General features: G+C 54.3%; 15 protein-coding genes. 11 read left to right on the top strand and 4 right to left on the bottom strand.

Annotation, left to right across the window (positions count from 1 at the left end):
* Window positions 1–15: 15 nt before the first annotated feature.
* Both purE and ACT6RZ_RS07585 read left to right on the top strand, forming a co-directional pair.
* A complete protein-coding gene (gene purE / locus ACT6RZ_RS07580; RefSeq protein WP_444701519.1) occupies window positions 16–510 on the top strand; it encodes a 5-(carboxyamino)imidazole ribonucleotide mutase in 495 nt (164 codons plus the stop codon).
* Window positions 511–612: 102 nt separating this feature from the next.
* On the top strand, window positions 613–1,800 hold the full coding sequence (locus tag ACT6RZ_RS07585) for a 5-(carboxyamino)imidazole ribonucleotide synthase (RefSeq protein WP_444701520.1): 1,188 nt from the start codon (window positions 613–615) through the stop codon (window positions 1,798–1,800).
* A 45-nt stretch (window positions 1,801–1,845) separates the two neighbouring features.
* Here the strand turns inward: ACT6RZ_RS07585 and ACT6RZ_RS07590 are convergent, their stop codons facing one another.
* Window positions 1,846–2,310: a PH domain-containing protein gene (locus ACT6RZ_RS07590; protein WP_444701521.1), complete on the bottom strand. Its 465-nt coding sequence runs from the start codon at window positions 2,308–2,310 to the stop codon at window positions 1,846–1,848.
* 237 nt (window positions 2,311–2,547) lie between these two features.
* Window positions 2,548–2,949, bottom strand: coding sequence for a 30S ribosomal protein S20 (rpsT, locus tag ACT6RZ_RS07595; RefSeq protein ID WP_379031983.1), 402 nt, complete (start codon window positions 2,947–2,949; stop codon window positions 2,548–2,550).
* Window positions 2,950–3,204: 255 nt separating this feature from the next.
* Between rpsT and murJ the strand changes: the two genes are divergently transcribed.
* From murJ to ACT6RZ_RS07620, 5 genes are all read left to right on the top strand, one after another.
* Window positions 3,205–4,749 (top strand): murein biosynthesis integral membrane protein MurJ, encoded by a 1,545-nt coding sequence (gene murJ, locus ACT6RZ_RS07600; RefSeq protein WP_444701522.1) that lies wholly within the window; start codon window positions 3,205–3,207, stop codon window positions 4,747–4,749.
* Window positions 4,749–5,651, top strand: a complete 903-nt coding sequence (locus ACT6RZ_RS07605; protein ID WP_444701523.1) for a bifunctional riboflavin kinase/FAD synthetase — start codon at window positions 4,749–4,751, stop codon at window positions 5,649–5,651. The genes murJ and ACT6RZ_RS07605 overlap by 1 nt, the downstream gene beginning before the upstream one ends.
* Window positions 5,652–5,728: 77 nt before the next feature.
* Window positions 5,729–8,587: an isoleucine--tRNA ligase gene (ileS, locus tag ACT6RZ_RS07610; protein WP_444701524.1), complete on the top strand. Its 2,859-nt coding sequence runs from the start codon at window positions 5,729–5,731 to the stop codon at window positions 8,585–8,587.
* Window positions 8,580–9,068 (top strand): signal peptidase II, encoded by a 489-nt coding sequence (gene lspA, locus ACT6RZ_RS07615; RefSeq protein ID WP_444701525.1) that lies wholly within the window; start codon window positions 8,580–8,582, stop codon window positions 9,066–9,068. Before ileS ends, lspA begins: the two co-directional genes overlap by 8 nt.
* A gap of 28 nt (window positions 9,069–9,096) precedes the next feature.
* Window positions 9,097–9,411: a DUF1905 domain-containing protein gene (locus ACT6RZ_RS07620; protein WP_444701526.1), complete on the top strand. Its 315-nt coding sequence runs from the start codon at window positions 9,097–9,099 to the stop codon at window positions 9,409–9,411.
* On the opposite strand, the gene ACT6RZ_RS07625 is transcribed toward ACT6RZ_RS07620, so the two are convergent.
* Together ACT6RZ_RS07625 and ACT6RZ_RS07630 are read right to left on the bottom strand one after the other, a co-directional pair.
* Window positions 9,408–11,711, bottom strand: a complete 2,304-nt coding sequence (locus ACT6RZ_RS07625) for a putative bifunctional diguanylate cyclase/phosphodiesterase (protein ID WP_444701527.1) — start codon at window positions 11,709–11,711, stop codon at window positions 9,408–9,410. The genes ACT6RZ_RS07620 and ACT6RZ_RS07625 overlap by 4 nt on opposite strands.
* A gap of 46 nt (window positions 11,712–11,757) precedes the next feature.
* Window positions 11,758–12,651, bottom strand: a complete 894-nt coding sequence (locus ACT6RZ_RS07630) for a DUF808 domain-containing protein (protein WP_444701528.1) — start codon at window positions 12,649–12,651, stop codon at window positions 11,758–11,760.
* A gap of 63 nt (window positions 12,652–12,714) precedes the next feature.
* Between ACT6RZ_RS07630 and ACT6RZ_RS07635 the strand changes: the two genes are divergently transcribed.
* The 4 genes from ACT6RZ_RS07635 (at window position 12,715) to ACT6RZ_RS07650 (ending at window position 17,333) form a co-directional block, all read left to right on the top strand.
* Complete coding sequence (locus ACT6RZ_RS07635; protein WP_444701529.1) at window positions 12,715–13,149, top strand: DUF2946 domain-containing protein; 435 nt, start codon at window positions 12,715–12,717, stop codon at window positions 13,147–13,149.
* 63 nt (window positions 13,150–13,212) lie between these two features.
* Window positions 13,213–13,461: a helix-turn-helix domain-containing protein gene (locus ACT6RZ_RS07640; RefSeq protein ID WP_444701530.1), complete on the top strand. Its 249-nt coding sequence runs from the start codon at window positions 13,213–13,215 to the stop codon at window positions 13,459–13,461.
* An 80-nt stretch (window positions 13,462–13,541) separates the two neighbouring features.
* Complete coding sequence (locus ACT6RZ_RS07645) at window positions 13,542–15,911, top strand: TonB-dependent receptor (protein ID WP_444701531.1); 2,370 nt, start codon at window positions 13,542–13,544, stop codon at window positions 15,909–15,911.
* A gap of 27 nt (window positions 15,912–15,938) precedes the next feature.
* A complete protein-coding gene (locus tag ACT6RZ_RS07650; protein WP_444701532.1) occupies window positions 15,939–17,333 on the top strand; it encodes a PepSY-associated TM helix domain-containing protein in 1,395 nt (464 codons plus the stop codon).
* The last annotated feature ends 21 nt before the right edge of the window (window positions 17,334–17,354 follow it).

A 17,354-nucleotide genomic window follows, 5' to 3' on the forward strand; every position in this document is an offset into this window, starting at 1 on the left:
AAAGGTTATGTGATTATGAGTAAACCTCTGGTAGCCATCATTATGGGATCTGACAGCGATTGGCCGGTGATGAGAAATGCCGCCCAGATGCTGGCAGATTTTGGTGTCGCTTATGAAGCGCGTGTGGTGTCTGCGCACCGCACGCCTGACCTGATGTTCCAGTTTGCCGAATCTGCGGCCAGCCAGGGTTTTCAGGTGATCATCGCCGGTGCTGGCGGCGCGGCACACCTGCCAGGCATGGTGGCTGCGAAAACCACATTGCCGGTACTGGGCGTGCCGGTGCCATCCAAGCATCTGCAAGGCCAGGATTCATTGCTGTCTATCGTGCAGATGCCTAAAGGTATCCCGGTCGCCACCTTTGCCATAGGCGATGCAGGTGCTGCCAATGCCGGCCTGTTCGCTATTTCGGTATTGGCCAATCAGGATGCAGCTCTGGCACAAAAGCTGGCGGATTTCCGCCACAAGCAAGCCGAAAAAGTGCATGCCATGACATTGCCTGAGCAGCCTTGAGTTAGTCCAGAGTTATTCAATAAACACGACTTCTAGGCAGCGTTGCACAAAAAAAGTGTCGCCAGACACGGGAATGCTGCCGGAACGTGATGGGGATGGTTGATGAGTTCGCAAGCAAATATTCAGAGTCAAAATTTACCTAAAGGATCGGCCGTGATCCAGCCTCCCGCCATGCTAGGCATGCTGGGTGGCGGCCAGCTGGGCCGTTTCTTTGTGATCGCAGCCCACGAGATGGGTTACAAGGTCACAGTGCTCGACCCGGACAAACATAGCCCGGCGGGTAGCATCGCCGATGTGCACTTATGTGCCGCTTTCGATGATGCCGCGGCCCTGCAAACCATGGCACAAACCTGCCAGGCCATTTCAACCGAGTTTGAAAACGTGCCCGCCGAAACCCTGGCGACCCTGGCGCAGTCCACCGTGGTACACCCCAGTGCTGACGCCGTTGCCATTGCCCAGCACAGGATCAAGGAGAAAACCTTTTTCCAGCAGGCCGGTTTGCCGGTAGGCCCATTTGTGGCGGTGAATAGCGAGAGCGATCTGCCACCTGATGGTGAACTGTATCCTGCCGTACTCAAAGTGGCGCGTTTTGGCTACGACGGCAAAGGCCAGGCGCGCGTGGCCGACCAGGCCGAGGCCAAGGCTGCCTTCCACAACTTCAAGCAGGAAGTCTGTGTACTGGAAAAAATGTTGTCCCTGGACCTCGAAGTGTCCGTGGTACTGGCGCGTGATGTGCATGGCAATATCGCTGCATTCCCGACTGCTGAAAATAGTCACCTGAATGGCATCCTTGATGTCAGCATAGTCCCGGCGCGCTGCTCCGAAGTGATCAAAGCCAATGCGCAGGAACTGGCCAAACAACTGGCTGCTAAACTTGATTATGTCGGTGTGTTGGGCGTAGAGTTTTTTGTGGTCGGCCAGCAATTGCTGATCAACGAGATCGCCCCGCGGCCACATAACTCAGGCCACTACACAGTGGATGCCTGCATCACTGACCAGTTTGAGCAGCAGGTGCGCGTGATCACTGGCCAGGCGCTGGGCAGCCCGGCTTTACACAGCAATGCCGTGATGGTGAATATTCTTGGTGATAGCTGGCTTTACAGTGGTGAGCAGCATGAGCCGGCCTGGGATAAGGCTTTTGCACATGGCAACCTGAAAATGCATCTGTATGGCAAGCAAGAGCCGCGCAAAGCCCGAAAAATGGGCCATTTCACGGTGATAGGTGACGATGCACAGGCCGTGCTGAACACCGCCAGGATCGCGCGTAGCGAGTTACATATAGGTGAGTGATACTAGCCAATAAAAAAGCCCGGCTGATCCGGGCTTTTTTATTGGTCAGGCAAGATGCATCTGCACTTGTTTTCTGAACTCCAGCGGTGAAGCGATCTGGTCGAAGGTCTCTTTGGTGCCGCCGGTGCCGGTGACGATAATGGTGCCAAAACCGAATACACGGCCTAGTATGCTCTGGTTAACGCCTATGCCTTCCACTTTATGCAGCAACACTTCCAGCGAGTGGCGTTGTATGAATCCTACCTTGATCAATACACGTTTATTGGTGATGGCGAATTCTGAGGTCATGTGCCTGATATAGCTGCTGATGGCTGAGATGCATGCCATCAGCAGCGCCAGTGCGCTGATAGACCACAGCAGTTGTCTGGGCTCGGCGCTGGCAAGGTTATAACCGCAGACGATCACACTCAGCAGCAAATAGAGCAGGGTATTGAAAAAGATGATCCAGTGTAATCTGGCGCGATAAATGACCACCTCATTAGACAGCAGATTTTTATCGATAAAACTCAAGCTGTTCTCCTTAGTCCGGCAAAGCGATTGAATCTGGCCAAGCGATTGAATCTGGTAAGTGTCGGAAATAGTATCAGCAAGCGCGGATTGCGCAAAATCTGGCGAGAGCGGGCGGGGGCTGAACCCATGTCTAACCCTGGCTGGGCCATGTTTGAAGCAGGCAGGTTTGAACCAGGTTTGAACAATAAAAAAAGCCGGACATGCGTCCGGCTCTTTTAGTAAGCACCCCTACTGAAATTATTCAGCAGCTTTTTTCGCGCGAGGCTTGGCAGCAGCTTTTTTGGCTGGAGCGGCTTCGGCTTTAGCAGCAGCTTTTTTCGGAGCTGCTTTAGGAGCAACTGCTTTTTTCACAGAAGTCAAAGTTGCAGGTACGTCGCCTGACAATGCTTTGATCGCAGCTGTCAAACGGCTCTTGTGACGGGCAGCTTTGTTTTTGTGAATGATCTTTTTGTCAGCGATACGGTCGATCACGCTAACATTTTCCTGGTAGGACGCAACTGCAGCAGCCTTGTCACCAGTTTGAATTGCCTTGATTACTTTTTTAATCGCAGTACGCAAAGTTGAACGTAACGCAGCGTTGTGCGCGTTCACTTTTACGGATTGGCGCGCGCGTTTGCGTGCTTGTGCGGTATTTGCCATATCTGTTTATCCTGTAACTTTTCAAAAGGGGTGTAATACGAAACCGTGCATAATACTGTTTTTGCTTGGTTTTTGCAAGGCGAAAATCATATTTCTGCGGATTCTGATGCGGTTTATAAATAGTCGCGTGGTAAAATCGCCCGACTCTAAAAACAATTGTTTAGATCGTTTCAAAACTTGCGGCAGACATGATAAAGCAATCGTCATGCGGCCGTATGGTTTTTTACTAGACTGCCGGAAGCCTGAACACCCCATATGAACTTGCTCAAAGCTTTGGCCACCGTGGGTGGCATGACGTTTATCTCGCGCCTGCTGGGGTTTGTCCGGGATACGCTGATCGCCCGTATTTTTGGCGCCGGCATGGCTACCGATGCCTTTTTTGTCGCCTTCAAGATCCCCAATCTGTTACGCCGCATCTCGGGTGAGGGCGCGTTCAGCCAGGCATTCGTGCCCATCCTTTCCGAGTACCGCAAGCAGCGCACACCTGAAGCCACCAAGGCGCTGATCAACCATGTCTTCAGTTTGCTGGGCTTGTTCCTGGTGGCTATCACTATTGTCGGCATGCTGGCGGCGCCACTGATAGTGCGGCTGACTTCGCCAGGCTTTGTCGGTGACCCGGCCAAGTTCGCGCTGACTACCGATCTGCTGCGTATCACCTTTCCCTATATCCTGTTTATCTCACTGGTATCTATGGCCGGTGGTGTGCTCAACGCACACAGCAAATTCCAGGTGCCGGCCTTTACCCCGGTGTGGCTGAATCTGAGCTTTATTACGGCGGCTTTGTTTGTCGCGCCATACTTTAACAATTCGGTCTATGTGCTGGCGTGGGCAGTGTTTGTCGGCGGTATCATACAGCTGCTGTACCAGTTGCCCTATCTGCAAAAGATAGGCATGTTGCCGCGTTACGCGCTGAATACGCAGGACGAGGGCGTGCGGCGTATCCTCAGATTGATGGGGCCGGCCATTTTCGGCGTTTCGGTGGCGCAGATCTCTATCGTGCTGAATAATATATTCGCCTCGTTCATGCCTACCGGCAGCGTGTCGTGGCTATATTATGCCGATCGCCTGATGGAGTTTCCGACCGGCGTGCTGGGTGTTGCCCTGGGCACCATACTGTTGCCCAGTTTATCCAAGGCACATGTCGATAAATCAGCGGCGGAGTTTTCGCAATTGCTGGATTGGGGCTTGCGCCTGACCTTTATGCTGGCTATCCCGGCGGCAGTGGCCATGGCCGTGCTGTCCAAGCCGCTGGTCGCCAGCCTGTTCTACTACGGTAAATTCTCGGCGATTGACGTGGCGCAAACCGAGCGTGCCCTGATCGCCTATAGTCTGAGCTTGCTGGGCCTGATCATGGTCAAAGTATTGGCGCCAGGTTTTTACGCGCGGCAGAATGTGAAAACGCCGGTCAAGATCGCCATCTTCACCCTGGTGGTGACCCAAATTCTGAATGTGTTATTCCTGTATTTCACGCCATTGCGCCATGCCGGGCTGGCCTTGGCCGTGGGGCTGGGCGCCTGTTTGAATGCCACTTTGCTGTGGCTGACCTTGCAGCGCAGCGGCGCATTCGTGCCGAACAAAGGCTGGTTCCTGTTTCTGGTCAGGTTGTTGCTGGCTGTCACTGTCATGGCCGTGGCGCTGCATCTGGTGGCAGACTGGGCTGGCGACTGGCTGGCTATGCCCGCTTTACAGCGCTTGTTGCACCTGGCGGGTGTCGTGGTCATGGGCATGCTGATCTATTTTTCCATGCTGGGATTACTGGGTTTCCGCCCCGGCGACTTTATGAAACGAGTGGCTAAATAATGCAGATCTTCCGCCATATTCCGCTGTCTTCTGCGCCTGCAGCGATCGCGATCGGTAACTTTGATGGCATGCACCTGGGCCATCAGGCCTTGCTGCGCCAGTTGATCGCTTATGCGCAAACCTATCGCATCGTGCCGGCGGTGATGACATTTGAGCCGCACCCGCGCGAGTTCTTTGTCCCGCAGAATGCGCCTGCGCGCCTGGCATCCATGCGCGAAAAGCTGGAGTATTTTGCCGAGTTTGGCGTGAAGCGCGTGTATGTACAACGCTTCAGCCATGCTTTTGCCGCGCAAAGCCCGGCCACTTTTATGCAGGTGCTGCGTCAGCAGCTGAACGCCAATGTGGTCATGGTCGGTGAAGATTTCTGTTTTGGTGCCAAACGCGCAGGCACGGTGCAGACCCTGGTCGAACATGGTTTTAACGTGATCCCATTGCCGGAAGTTCAGCTTAACGGTGAGCGCGTTTCCAGCACGCTGGTGCGTGATGCGCTGGCAGCGGGTGAGTTCGCCAAGGCGCATACTTTGCTGGGACGCTCTTACAGCATCAGCGGCAAAGTGGTGCATGGTGCCAAGCTGGGGCGGCAATTGGGTTTCCCCACCGCCAATGTGCACATGCGCCACGAGCGGCCTGCACTGACTGGTGTTTATGCGGTAAAATTGAACGATTTACCGGCAGTTGCCAATTTGGGCGTACGGCCCACCCTGGAAGGCATTCCAAAACTCAAGCTCGAAGTGCATGTATTTGATTTTTCTGGTGATTTATATGACCAGCATGTGCATGTGCAGTTTCTGCACAAATTGCGTGATGAAATGAAGTTTTCCGGGCTGGATGCACTCAAGGCGCAAATTGCGGCAGATGTGGTTCAGGCCAGGCAATATTTCCAGCCTGGCAGCGCTGACTGAAGTAGCAGAGAACAGATGTGCTGCAAAGCCAAAGTACTGCAAAGCCAAAGTGCAGCACATACAAATGAGATTTTTAAATGACTGAGCAAAACAAAGATTCTAAATACCCGTTGAATTTACCTGAGACCAGCTTCCCCATGCGCGGTGATCTGGCCAAACGTGAACCGGCCTGGCTCAACAGCTGGCAGCAACGCAAGGTGTACGAGCGTATCCGCAACAAGCGCCAGGGCGCCAAAAAATTCATACTGCATGACGGCCCGCCGTATGCCAACGGCGATATACATATTGGTCACGCCGTTAACAAGATACTCAAGGACATCATCATCAAAGCCAAGACCATGAGTGGTTTTGACGCGCCTTATGTGCCGGGCTGGGATTGTCACGGCCTGCCTATCGAACTGGTGGTGGAAAAAGCACACGGCAAGAATATAGATCCGGCCAGGTTCCGCGAGCTGTGCCGTGCCTATGCAGCCGAGCAGGTGGAAAAGCAGAAAAAAGACTTTATCCGTCTGGGTGTGTTTGGCGACTGGGATCACCCCTACCTGACCATGGCCTTCGATACCGAGGCCGACATCATGCGTGCGCTGGGCGAGATCTACAACAACGGTTATCTGTACCAGGGTAGCAAGCCGGTGCACTGGTGTGTGGACTGCGGTTCAGCGCTGGCAGAAGCCGAAGTGGAATACGAAGATGTGAACTCACCGGCCATAGATGTCGGTTTCAGGGTGGTGGATAATGCCGCCCTGAGCCAGGCCTTTGCCACTACGGTGAGCGGTGACGCCTACGCGGTGATCTGGACCACTACGCCATGGACCTTGCCTGCCAACCAGGCGGTGAGCGTGAATGCCGAGCTGGATTATGACCTGATACAGACCAGCAAGGGCTTGCTGATCCTGGCGCGCGAACTGGCCGAAAAAACGCTGGCGCGTTATGCCGAAGAAAATACTTCTGTCATTGGCAGTTGCAAAGGCGACGCCTTGCGCGGGCTGCTGCTGCAACATCCTTTTGATGAGCGCCAGGTGCCGGTGATCACGGGCGACCACGTCACTACCGAAGCCGGTACCGGCCTGGTGCATACTGCTGCCGCCCACGGTAATGATGACTGGCTGGTGATGCGCGCCAACTTCCCCAACGAGAAGCCGCGTGTGCTGATCGGTGGTGATGGCAAGTTCTTTAGCAGCGAGCTGGTAGAACTGGCCGAGATCCGTGGCCTGAGCCGCCAGGAAGCCAACAAGATCATCCTGGCCAAGCTGCAGGAAAACGCAGTGCTGTTCGGTTCGGCCCGCCTCAATCACAGCTTCCCGCATTGCTGGCGCCATAAAACGCCACTTATGCAACTGGCGACCCACCAATGGTTTATTGGTATGAATGCGGTCGGCACGGATGGCAAAGCCTTGCGTGAGCAAGCCAATACAGCGGTGGGTGCGACTGCGTTCTTCCCGGCCTGGGGCCGTGCGCGTCTCGAAGCGATGATCAAAAATCGCCCGGACTGGTGTGTCTCACGCCAGCGTAACTGGGGCGTGCCTATGCCTTTCTTTGTGCATAAAGAGACCGGCGTGCCGCATCCTGATACCCTGAACCTGCTGGAGATCGTCTGCAAGCAGGTAGAGCAGCAGGGGGTAGAAGCCTGGTTCAGCCTGGATGGCGACGCTTTCCTGAGCCAGCATGCGCCTGTAGATGCCGCACAGTATAAAAAAGTGACTGATACGCTGGATGTCTGGTTCGATTCCGGCGCTACCCATTACGCGGTGATCCGTTCCGCACAGCATCCAACGCTGGCGGCTGAAGCCAAGCTGCGCGCTGCTGCCGGCAAGCCGGTGGCTGATCTTTACCTGGAAGGGTCTGACCAGCACCGCGGCTGGTTCCAGTCCAGTTTACTGACCGGCTGCGCGATAGACGGCCATGCGCCTTACAACGCTTTGCTGACCCATGGTTTTGTGGTGGATGGCGCCGGCCACAAAATGAGCAAATCCAAAGGCAACGTGGTGGCACCGCAAAAAGTGATGGACACTTATGGCGCCGATATCCTGCGCTTATGGGTGGCTTCTACCGATTATTCGGGTGAGCTGACCATTAGTGACGAGATCCTGAAACGGGTGGCCGATGGCTACCGCCGTATCCGTAATACCTTGCGCTTCCTGCTTTCTAACCTGGCTGACTTTGATGCCGGCAAAGACTTGTTGCCGGTGGAGCAATGGCTGGAGATAGACCGTTATGCCTTGCACCTGACGCATGAACTGCAGGCTGGCATCCTGGCCGATTACGATCACTACGAATTCCACCTGGCGGTGCAGAAATTCGTTGGCTTCTGTTCAGAAGACCTGGGCGGTTTCTACCTGGATATCCTCAAGGACCGCCTGTACACCAGCGGTGAGACCTCGCATGCGCGGCGTGCCGCGCAAAGTGCGCTGTATCACATCACCCACGCCTTGATGCGCTTGATGGCCCCTATCCTGAGTTTCACTGCCGACGAGATCTGGCAGACACTGGGTCTGGATGACCAAGCCACAGTATTTGAAGAGGACTGGTATGGTTTACCTGCACATGGCTTGAGCGATACCCAGTTGCAACACTGGCAGACCCTGAGAGATCTGCGTAGCCAGGCGGCCAAGCAGATAGAGCTGTTGCGTGCTGAAGGCAAGGTCGGCTCATCGCTGCAAGCTGAGCTGGAGTTCCATGTCGCGGATGAGGCATTTGCAGCACTGAGCAGCCTGCAGGATGACTTGCGCTTTGTCACCATCACCTCGGCGGCGACCACTTATCAGGTGGCTGACGCGGCGGCGCAGAAGATACTGGTGAAAGCCAGTGCTTATCAGAAATGTGACCGCTGCTGGCACTACCGTGCCGATGTAGGCAGTGATGCCGCACACCCTGGCATTTGTGGCCGTTGTGTCAGCAACCTGTTTGGTCGTGGTGAAGTGCGTAAATATGCCTGAATTCAATACGCGTAGTGCGCGCTCGGCGCTGCCCTGGCTTGTGTTGAGCGCAATCGTGATCGTGCTCGACCTGTACAGCAAACACCTGGTCCAGCAGGCGTTCGTCTATGGCGAACATCTGCCGGTGACCGGTTTTTTTGATCTGGTGCGCTACCACAACACCGGCGCAGCCTTCAGCTTTCTGGCCGATGCCGGCGGCTGGCAGCACGGTTTTTTCACTGCAGTGTCTACCCTGGCATCGGTGGTGATGGTGTATCTGCTGGTCAAACATGCACAGAAGACCCTGTTCTGTCTGGGTATCGCCCTGGTGCTGGGCGGCGCGCTGGGTAATTTATATGATCGCCTGACCCTGGGTTATGTGGTGGACTTTTTGCTGTTTTACTATGAGCAATGGGCATGGCCGGCGTTTAACGTAGCCGATAGTGCGATCTGTGTAGGCGTGGCTCTGCTGGTCGTGGACAGCTTCAAGAATCCAGCCTGAGTCAGCAGCGAGTGAGAGCTAGGGGTCTATGGACGGGCTGGAATACAGGTTTACCGATACCATCAAGATCTGGCAGGGCAGCAAAAGCACCTGGCATTACGTGAGTCTGCCCGCTGCCATCTGTGAAGAGATACACACGCTGAACCAGTACCATCAAAGCAAACGACGCGGCTGGGGCGCGGTGAAAGTGGATGCCGTTTTAAATGACCAGCATTGGCAGACTTCGATTTTTCCGGCGTTTGGTGATGGGCGTTATGCCTTGTTCCTGAAAGCGGAAGTGCGTAAAAAAGCCGCGATCATGGTCGGCGACCAGGTCAGCGTGCTGGTCAAAGTGCGCTTTTAAGCCGGCGATGGGGCTGCTAGCTGCAGCAGCAGCGCCTGGATATCCTCTATAGCCATAGGTCGGCCCAGCAAGAAGCCCTGAATACAATCACATTCGGTGCTGCGTATAAAGTCCAGCTGTGCTTGCGTTTCTATGCCTTCCACCACCACCGAGATTCCCAGTATCCTGGCTGTTTTTACGATGGTGCTGAGGATCTCGCTATCGGCGCTGCTCTCCGGCACATCCAGCATAAAGGCGCGGTCTATCTTCAGCTCATCCAGCGGTAGATGTTTCAGCTTGAATAGCGAAGAATTACCGACGCCAAAATCGTCCAGCGAGATACGCACGCCAGTGGCTTTTAACTGGTTGATGATCTCCAGCGCTTGCGCTTCATGTTCAAACACGGCACTTTCGGTGATCTCCAGCGTCACCGATGCCGGAGACAGGGCGTTTTTTTGCAGATGTTCGGCGACTTGCATTGACAGATGATGATTACGGAACTGGCGCGGAGAAATATTGATAGATAAGCCTATGCGTTGTCCATACGACTGCCCCAGTATAGATAGATGGCGGAGAGCTTCGGCGATCACCCACTCGCCTATAGGCACGATCAGCCCGGACTGTTCTGCATAAGGGATGAAATCTGCCGGGCATATGGTTTCGCCCCTGGGATTTTTCCAGCGGATCAAGGCCTCGATTGAAGTGATACGTGGCGGCTGATGCTGGGTCAGGCTGAATATAGGCTGAAACAGCAAAAAGAACTCTTGTTTCTTGATCGCTTTGCGCAACTGGATATCCAGTGCGTAGCGGTTTTGCTCCAGCCGCGTCTGCTCCCTGCTATAGAACAGGAACGGCTGCTGGCCAGCGCGTTTGGCCTGGGTCAGTGCCGTATTGGCATGGCGTGTCAGTTGCTCGGCATTGCCGGCATCACGCGGGTAAATGCTGATGCCTATGCAGCTATCCAGGATCAGCTCGTGATCATTGATCAATACCGGTTTATGCACGATCCTGCAGAGATCATCAGCCAGTTGCGTTAACTGGCTATCGGTTTTGTGCTGGCTGATGATGAGGGCGAATTTATCGCCATGCACCCGCCCCAGTTCGCCGTGCTCGTTGCTGATATATTGCAGACGCTGGGCGATCTCGCGCAAAAAGGCATCGCCGGTCTTGTGGCCAAAACTGTCGTTGATGGTTTGAAACTGCCTAAGATCGAGGATGAGCAAGCTCACCTTGCCACTGTCACTGGCGGCATTGATCACGGCATGCTCAAGCAGGTTGAACATGGCAATGCGATTGTGCAGGCCAGTCAGCGGGTCAGTACGCGATAGCTGCAGGTATTCCTTCTCTTTTTCTGCCAGCAGTTTCTCTGCGCTCAACAGCTTCTCGCTTTCTCTGAGCAGTATGCTTTGCCTGATGGCCGAAAAACACAGGATAGACGCCACTGAGGCCATGACCACCTGGTAAGCGTGAGGGTGCGGACCACTTTGCCACCAGACCAGTAACAGCGAACAGAGGCCAAATACGAAGGCAAGCATGGGTATCCAGTTGCGTAATCTGCGGCACTGCGCGAGATAAGCAGCCTGGGTCGAGGTTTGAATCTGCCAGCCATACAGGCCCGCGCCTATCAACAGGTCGGCCACAGAAAAACCGGTGTTGGTCCACAGGTTGGTTTGCGGCAGGTGGTTGAGGGCATTCAGGTTCCATTGCATCCAGCATAGGCCTTCCAGCATCAGGCCGGCACTCAGCAGTAACCAGGGCAGTGTCCACACAGGTCTTAAATAGGGGATCAGCAGCAAAGAGAGCAGGGCGGCACTGAGCATGCTGACCGGGTAAGCGGTGAGCACTGCCAGTTGCAGAAAAGTGACATCGCCTGACTTTGGTAAGTAAGCAATCAGGATATAGCCAAGAATGGCCATGCTGAATGAAAGTGCATCTATGATGAACGCCCAGCTTTTGGCAAGTGACAGCTGGCTGCGCAGGGCGATAATAAAACCAATGACCAGGCATGGCCCCATCAGTGGATAAAAGATGTCAGACTGTTGCGGAAAATCAGCGTGGCGGGTAAATACCTCGAACACCCATAGCAGGCCACCGTTGAAATAGGCCAGTGTGCCTATCACAAACCAGCCTTTGAAAGGTCTATGCTCAGGGCTGGCGTGCAGATAACCCAGCACCGCCAGCACCAGGCAAGCGGTATTGGTGGTGAGCCAGTGAATATTGTGCAGCCAGAGGGTCGTTAACGGTGCCGCCTGTAAGCTGGCGGCAGTGCAAATGACTAAAACCGATAGTGCAACAACTATGACTCTATTTGAAAGTGTCATAAAGCCCCCTGTTTTTTATTGATTCTAACAAGGGGTTAGAAAAAAACTACCCTTTGCTGATAAAAAATTTAACACTGTTTACCAGAATGACACACAGGGCGCCGGTGACTATGCCAACAGCGGCATTGACCAGCAACGACCATGGTAGTGCCAGTTCAGCCAGCGCGTGCAAAGCCGGGATGCCATGCGCAATGATGCCGCCACCGACCAGGAACATGGCAGCAGTGCCAAGTACGCTGAGCAGGCGCATCAGGTAAGGCACGACCGATACCATGCTCCAGCCGAGTTTGCGGTTGAGTTGTGGCAGCAGGCCCTGGCCCTGGCGCTGCATCAGCCACAGGCCTATATCATCCATTTTTACTATGAATGCCACCAGGCCATACACGCCTATAGTCATCAGCACGGCGATCACAGACAGCACCAGTATGCGTTGGGTCAAGGCCGCTTCAGCCACCACACCCAGCGAGATGACGATGATCTCAGCCGACAGGATAAAGTCGGTGCGCACCGCGCCTTTGACTTTTTCTTTCTCCAGCGCGACCAGGTCAGCCTGCGGCGCTTGAATGGCAACATGTTCGACTTTTTTGTCGCCCGCATCAGGCTGGGCATGCAGTGAGTGCCAGACTTTCTCAAAGCCTTCATAGCATAAGAAAGCGCCGCCCAGCATCAGCAAGGGCACGATCAGCCAGGGGATAAAGGCGCTGATCAGCAAGGCGGCGGGCACCAGTATCAGTTTGTTGAGGAAAGAGCCACGCGCGACCGCCCACACCACCGGCAGCTCGCGTTTTGCCGCGATGCCTGTGACTTGTTGCGCGTTGAGTGCCAGGTCGTCGCCCAAAACGCCGGCGGTTTTTTTCGCCGCCACCTGGCTCATGACAGAAACGTCATCCAGCATGGTGGTGATATCGTCTAACAGGGCAAGCAGGCTGGGAGTGGCCATGAAAATATTCCGCAACAATGACAAAGATTGCTTATTCTACGTGAATCCCGCTAGAATGGCCGGATGCAGAACTCAGTCACTCAGCGTTGGATAGCACGGCTGGCCATTATGGCCATGCTGCTGGCCAGCCTGGTGCCTAGCCTGAGCCTGGCTTTTCCCATGCAGCAGGGCAACAGTTTCATCGGGCAGATCTGTTCTACCCAGGGCAGCAAATTGCTGGTGCAGGTGATGACCACCCAGGGCAAACAGTTATCCACGCTGATAGACTACAAGCCTTCACAAAAACCGGTTTCCATCAGCCACCACCTTGATCATTGCCCGTTCTGCCATATGACTATCGATCAGGTGGCCTTGCCTGCGTACAGTCCGGCTTATATCCTGTTTCAGCAAGCACAGGCGGTGATCGCACTCAGCGAATACCAGCCACCCGTTGTTTCCAGTTTTTACCCCACTGCGCATCCCACACGCGCACCCCCTGCGACTCCACTCTCAATCTAGTACCGTCCATATCGCGGCCGGATTCTGAGTCATGCCTGCCCCGCAGGCATAGAGGAGTCATCTATGATCGTTATCAACCTACAGGCAATGATATTTGCCAAACAGGTGGAGTGGAAACGCCACATCACCCTTAAAGAAATCGCTGAAGCGACCGGCATCAGCCGCATGACCTTGCACCGCATCGTTAAAAACCCTGCCTACAACGCCTGCACCGAGCACCTGGACAAGCTGTGTGCCTATTTCCAATGCGATATCGGATCGCTGATACGCTGGCAGCCGGACGAGCCGGCGCAGCAGGTGTTTGCCGCCTGATACAGCATCACTCACTTTGCCGGTCACACTCTGGCCGCAGCGTGAGTGCATATCTATAAGAAAATAAGGATAAATTCGCGATGAATGACATTAAAATCAGACTGGCGCTGTTGCCCGTCCTGAGCTGTTTTGCCCAAATATTCACCACCGCATTGTTAGTGTTGCCAGCGTCAGCCTATGCCGACCACAATGAAGACGTTGAACTGGATGATATTCATGTCACCGGCACCGTCGATAGCAGGATCACTAAACATCCTGCCACGGTAGAAACTTACTCGCGCAAACAGATCCAGGAATCGGTGAACGCGACCACTTCACAACAGACCCTTAAATACTTACCCAGCTTTCAGGTGCGTGAGCGCTATATTGGTGACCGTAACGGTCCATTAGCCACCCGTACCACAGGCACCTTATCAAGCGCCCAGACCATGGTCTATGCCGATGGTATTCTGCTATCCAATTTACTCGGTAATTCTTTCAGTTTCCCGCCGCGCTGGGGCATGGTCAGCCCGGAAGAGATTGAGAGCGTAAGTATTTTATACGGCCCGTTTTCAGCACTGTATGCGGGAAACTCGTTTGGTGGGGTAGTGAGTATGAACACCCGCATGCCCAGCAAATTTGAAGCGCATGCGACCGCCCAGGTGTTTGCACAAGACTTTAAGTTGTACGGCACCAATAAAACGTTTCAGGGCAATCACGAAACCGCTTCTGTTGGTGACAAAGTCAATGATTTCAGCTTTTGGCTGGGCGTGGATCGCTTGCAAAACGAAAGCCAGCCCATGCAGTTCGCCAACGCCTTACTGTCTACCATAGCGCCAGCTGGCGCGCCGCTGGTGACCGGCGCCTATCTGGACAGGAATGAAAAGAACCAGAACAGGGTGACATTTGGCGCGACCGGTAAAGACCGTACCGAGCAACTGAATGTAAAACTGAAAGCTGCTTACGATATCAGCCCTACGGTGCGCGCCACCTATACTTTAGGCTTGTGGGATCTGGACAGCCGGACCGATGTGGATAGCTATATCAAAGATGCTGCAGGCAACCCGGTGTATAACGGCCGCGTAAACTTTAACGGGCAACGTTACGATATCTCGGGTTTCAGCCCGGCAGAAGTAGCATCTTTTCATGTGATGCAGGCGATAGACCTGAAAAGCAACAGCAAAGGTTTTTTTGACTGGAACCTGACGCTGTCTGACTATGATTATCAAAAGGATAAAAATAGTAGTGCGAATACACCTGCCAACGGAAGCATAGCCGCTGGCAACCCTTATCTGAACCGTAGCGGACGGATCGTGGATATGGGCGGCACTGGGTGGACTGTGTTTGATGCGCGCGGTACCTTGCGGCCGACTGATGGCAATGGTGACAGGCACGAGATCGATTTTGGTTACCATATAGACCAATACACCTTGAAAAGTGATACCAATAACACGCCTGACTGGTCCGGCAGCAATAAAGGGTCATTGTTTGCCAGCTCGCGCGGCCAAACGCAGACGCAAGCTTTGTATGCACAGGATAAGTGGCAGTTAAACCCGGCCTGGGCGGTTACATTTGGCGGACGCTTTGAGCATTGGCAGGCCAGCGACGGCTTGAATCAGACAACCACGGGTGCGGGTCTGCAGGCCAGCTACTATGCGGATAAAACAGATAATAAATTCTCGCCCAAACTTTCCATCAGCTTTGAACCAGTGCCTGAGTGGGGTTTCCGGGCGGCGTTCGGCCAGGCATTCCGCTTCCCGACAGTGAGTGAGTTATATCAGCAGATCACCACCGGCACCGCCCTGGTGCAGAATAACCCGGACCTGAAGCCCGAGGAAGTGATATCAAGTGAGCTGACAGCTGAACGCCGGTTTACTAGCGGCTTGCTGCGCGCGAGTTTGTTTCATGAAAATAAATACGATGCCTTGGTGTCGCAAACCACCACCAATGGTAATGCGGTGCCATTCGGGTCCGGCACCTGTACCGCAGGCGCAGCTGGCTGTACCTTTATCCAGAACATCGATCATGTCCGCACCTATGGCCTGGAACTGGCCAGCGAGTGGCAGGATGTGCTGGTGCATGGCCTGGATCTGATGGGTAGCGCGACGTTCACCCATGCCGAGATCGTGAAGAATGATGCTAACCCGGAGTTTGAAGGTAATCACCCTTTACGCATCCCAAGAGCAATGATCAAAGGCGTGGCTACTTACCATCAGGGCAGCAATATCACTTACAGTCTGGCGGCGCGTTACAGTGGCAGGCAGTATTTTTACCTGGATAACAGTGACAGCAACCCGGATGTGTATGGTGGTGCCAGCAAATTTTTTATCATGGATGTGAAAGCCAACTACAAGTTTGCTGACCGCTGGACAGCCTCGGTAGGCGTGGACAATCTTAATAATTATAAAGCCTATATTTTCCACCCTTATCCGCAACGTACTGCTTATGTGCAGATCAGGTTCAATTATTGATGCCAGTCGCGCAGAGAGGATGACATCATGAAATTACGCCGCTGGCCTGCCCATCAGATCGTCTGGCGCTGGCATTTTTATGCAGCGCTGTTCTGTATCCCTTTTATTTTATTGCTGTCGGTGACCGGTGGCCTGTATCTGTTTAAACCGCAGCTAGAGGCGGCACTGGATAGCCGCTATGAACATCTGCAACTGACAGGCCCCGCCGTGTCTGCGCAGCAACAGGTAGCGGCGGCACTCAAGGCGGTGCCGGGCGCAGTACTGCACGCTTATGAGCTACCGCTAGCCCCGCAATCGGCAGTGCGCATATTGGTCAGGCAGCAACAGGTGATCTCACGTGTCTACGTGCATCCGCAGACATTGGAGATCCTTCACATTTCCCGCGAGGATGCCAGGTTTATGCGCGTGATGCATGAGTTGCATGGAAACTTATTGCTGGGTGCGCGCGGGTCGTATCTGGTAGAACTCGCTGCTTCCTGGTCTATCGTCATGGTGATGACCGGCCTGTACTTGTGGTGGCCCAAAGCCGGGCAGGGCCTGGCTGGCGTGGTTTATCCACGCCTGCACAAAAGCAGCCGGGTGTTTTGGCGCGACCTGCATGCGGTCAGCGGGTTCTGGATATCATTTTTTACATTATTCCTGTTGATCTCCGGGCTGCCCTGGACCAAATCATGGGGTGGCATGTTAAAAGAGATTAGGCAGGTGCAAACAGTCAGCACCCATGCTAACGCGCAAGCCCAGTCGCAAGACTGGACCACAGGTGGCGTGGCCCCGGGTAGTGTTGCCGTGGGTGGCGTGAGCGCTGGTGATCATGCCGGCCATGCAGACCACACTATGGCAGAGCATACGCAGCATCAGACAGCGGACTACCGCTTGCTGGACCATCTGGTCGCGACAGTAACGCCCTTGCAATTGGCAGCACCAGTGCTTATCGCGCCGCCCTCTGAAAAAGCGGCAAACTGGACGGCACGCTCCGACGCGCAGAACCGGCCTTTGCGCGTGAATATCAGTTTTGATGCGGATGGCAATATAAGCAGTAGGAAGAACTTTGCCGACCGGCCCTGGCTGGACCGTGTGATCGGCTTAGGCGTGGCCATCCATGAAGGCCAGTTGTTCGGATGGCTTAACCAGGCATTAGGCGCGCTGACCGCCTTGGGTCTGATACTGCTGTGTGTGAGTGGCGTCGTGCTGTGGTGGAAACGGCTCACCAAGACTTCCCTATTACACACATTGGGTGCGCCTCCCGGCAGCCGGCAACGCCTACCTTACGCCTGGGCCATGATAGCCATGGTGTTGGTGTTAGGCGTTTTATTGCCATTTTTTGGCTTGTCCTTATTGCTGGTTTTAGTCATTGAGCGCTGCCTTATGCCTTATTTCCCCGTGTTGGCCAGCTATCTTGGTTTGCACACAACTGCGCCATAGCGCATCACCCACTATCTCAAT

This window comes from Methylophilus sp. (assembly GCF_052437885.1).
GTDB lineage: Bacteria > Pseudomonadota > Gammaproteobacteria > Burkholderiales > Methylophilaceae > Methylophilus.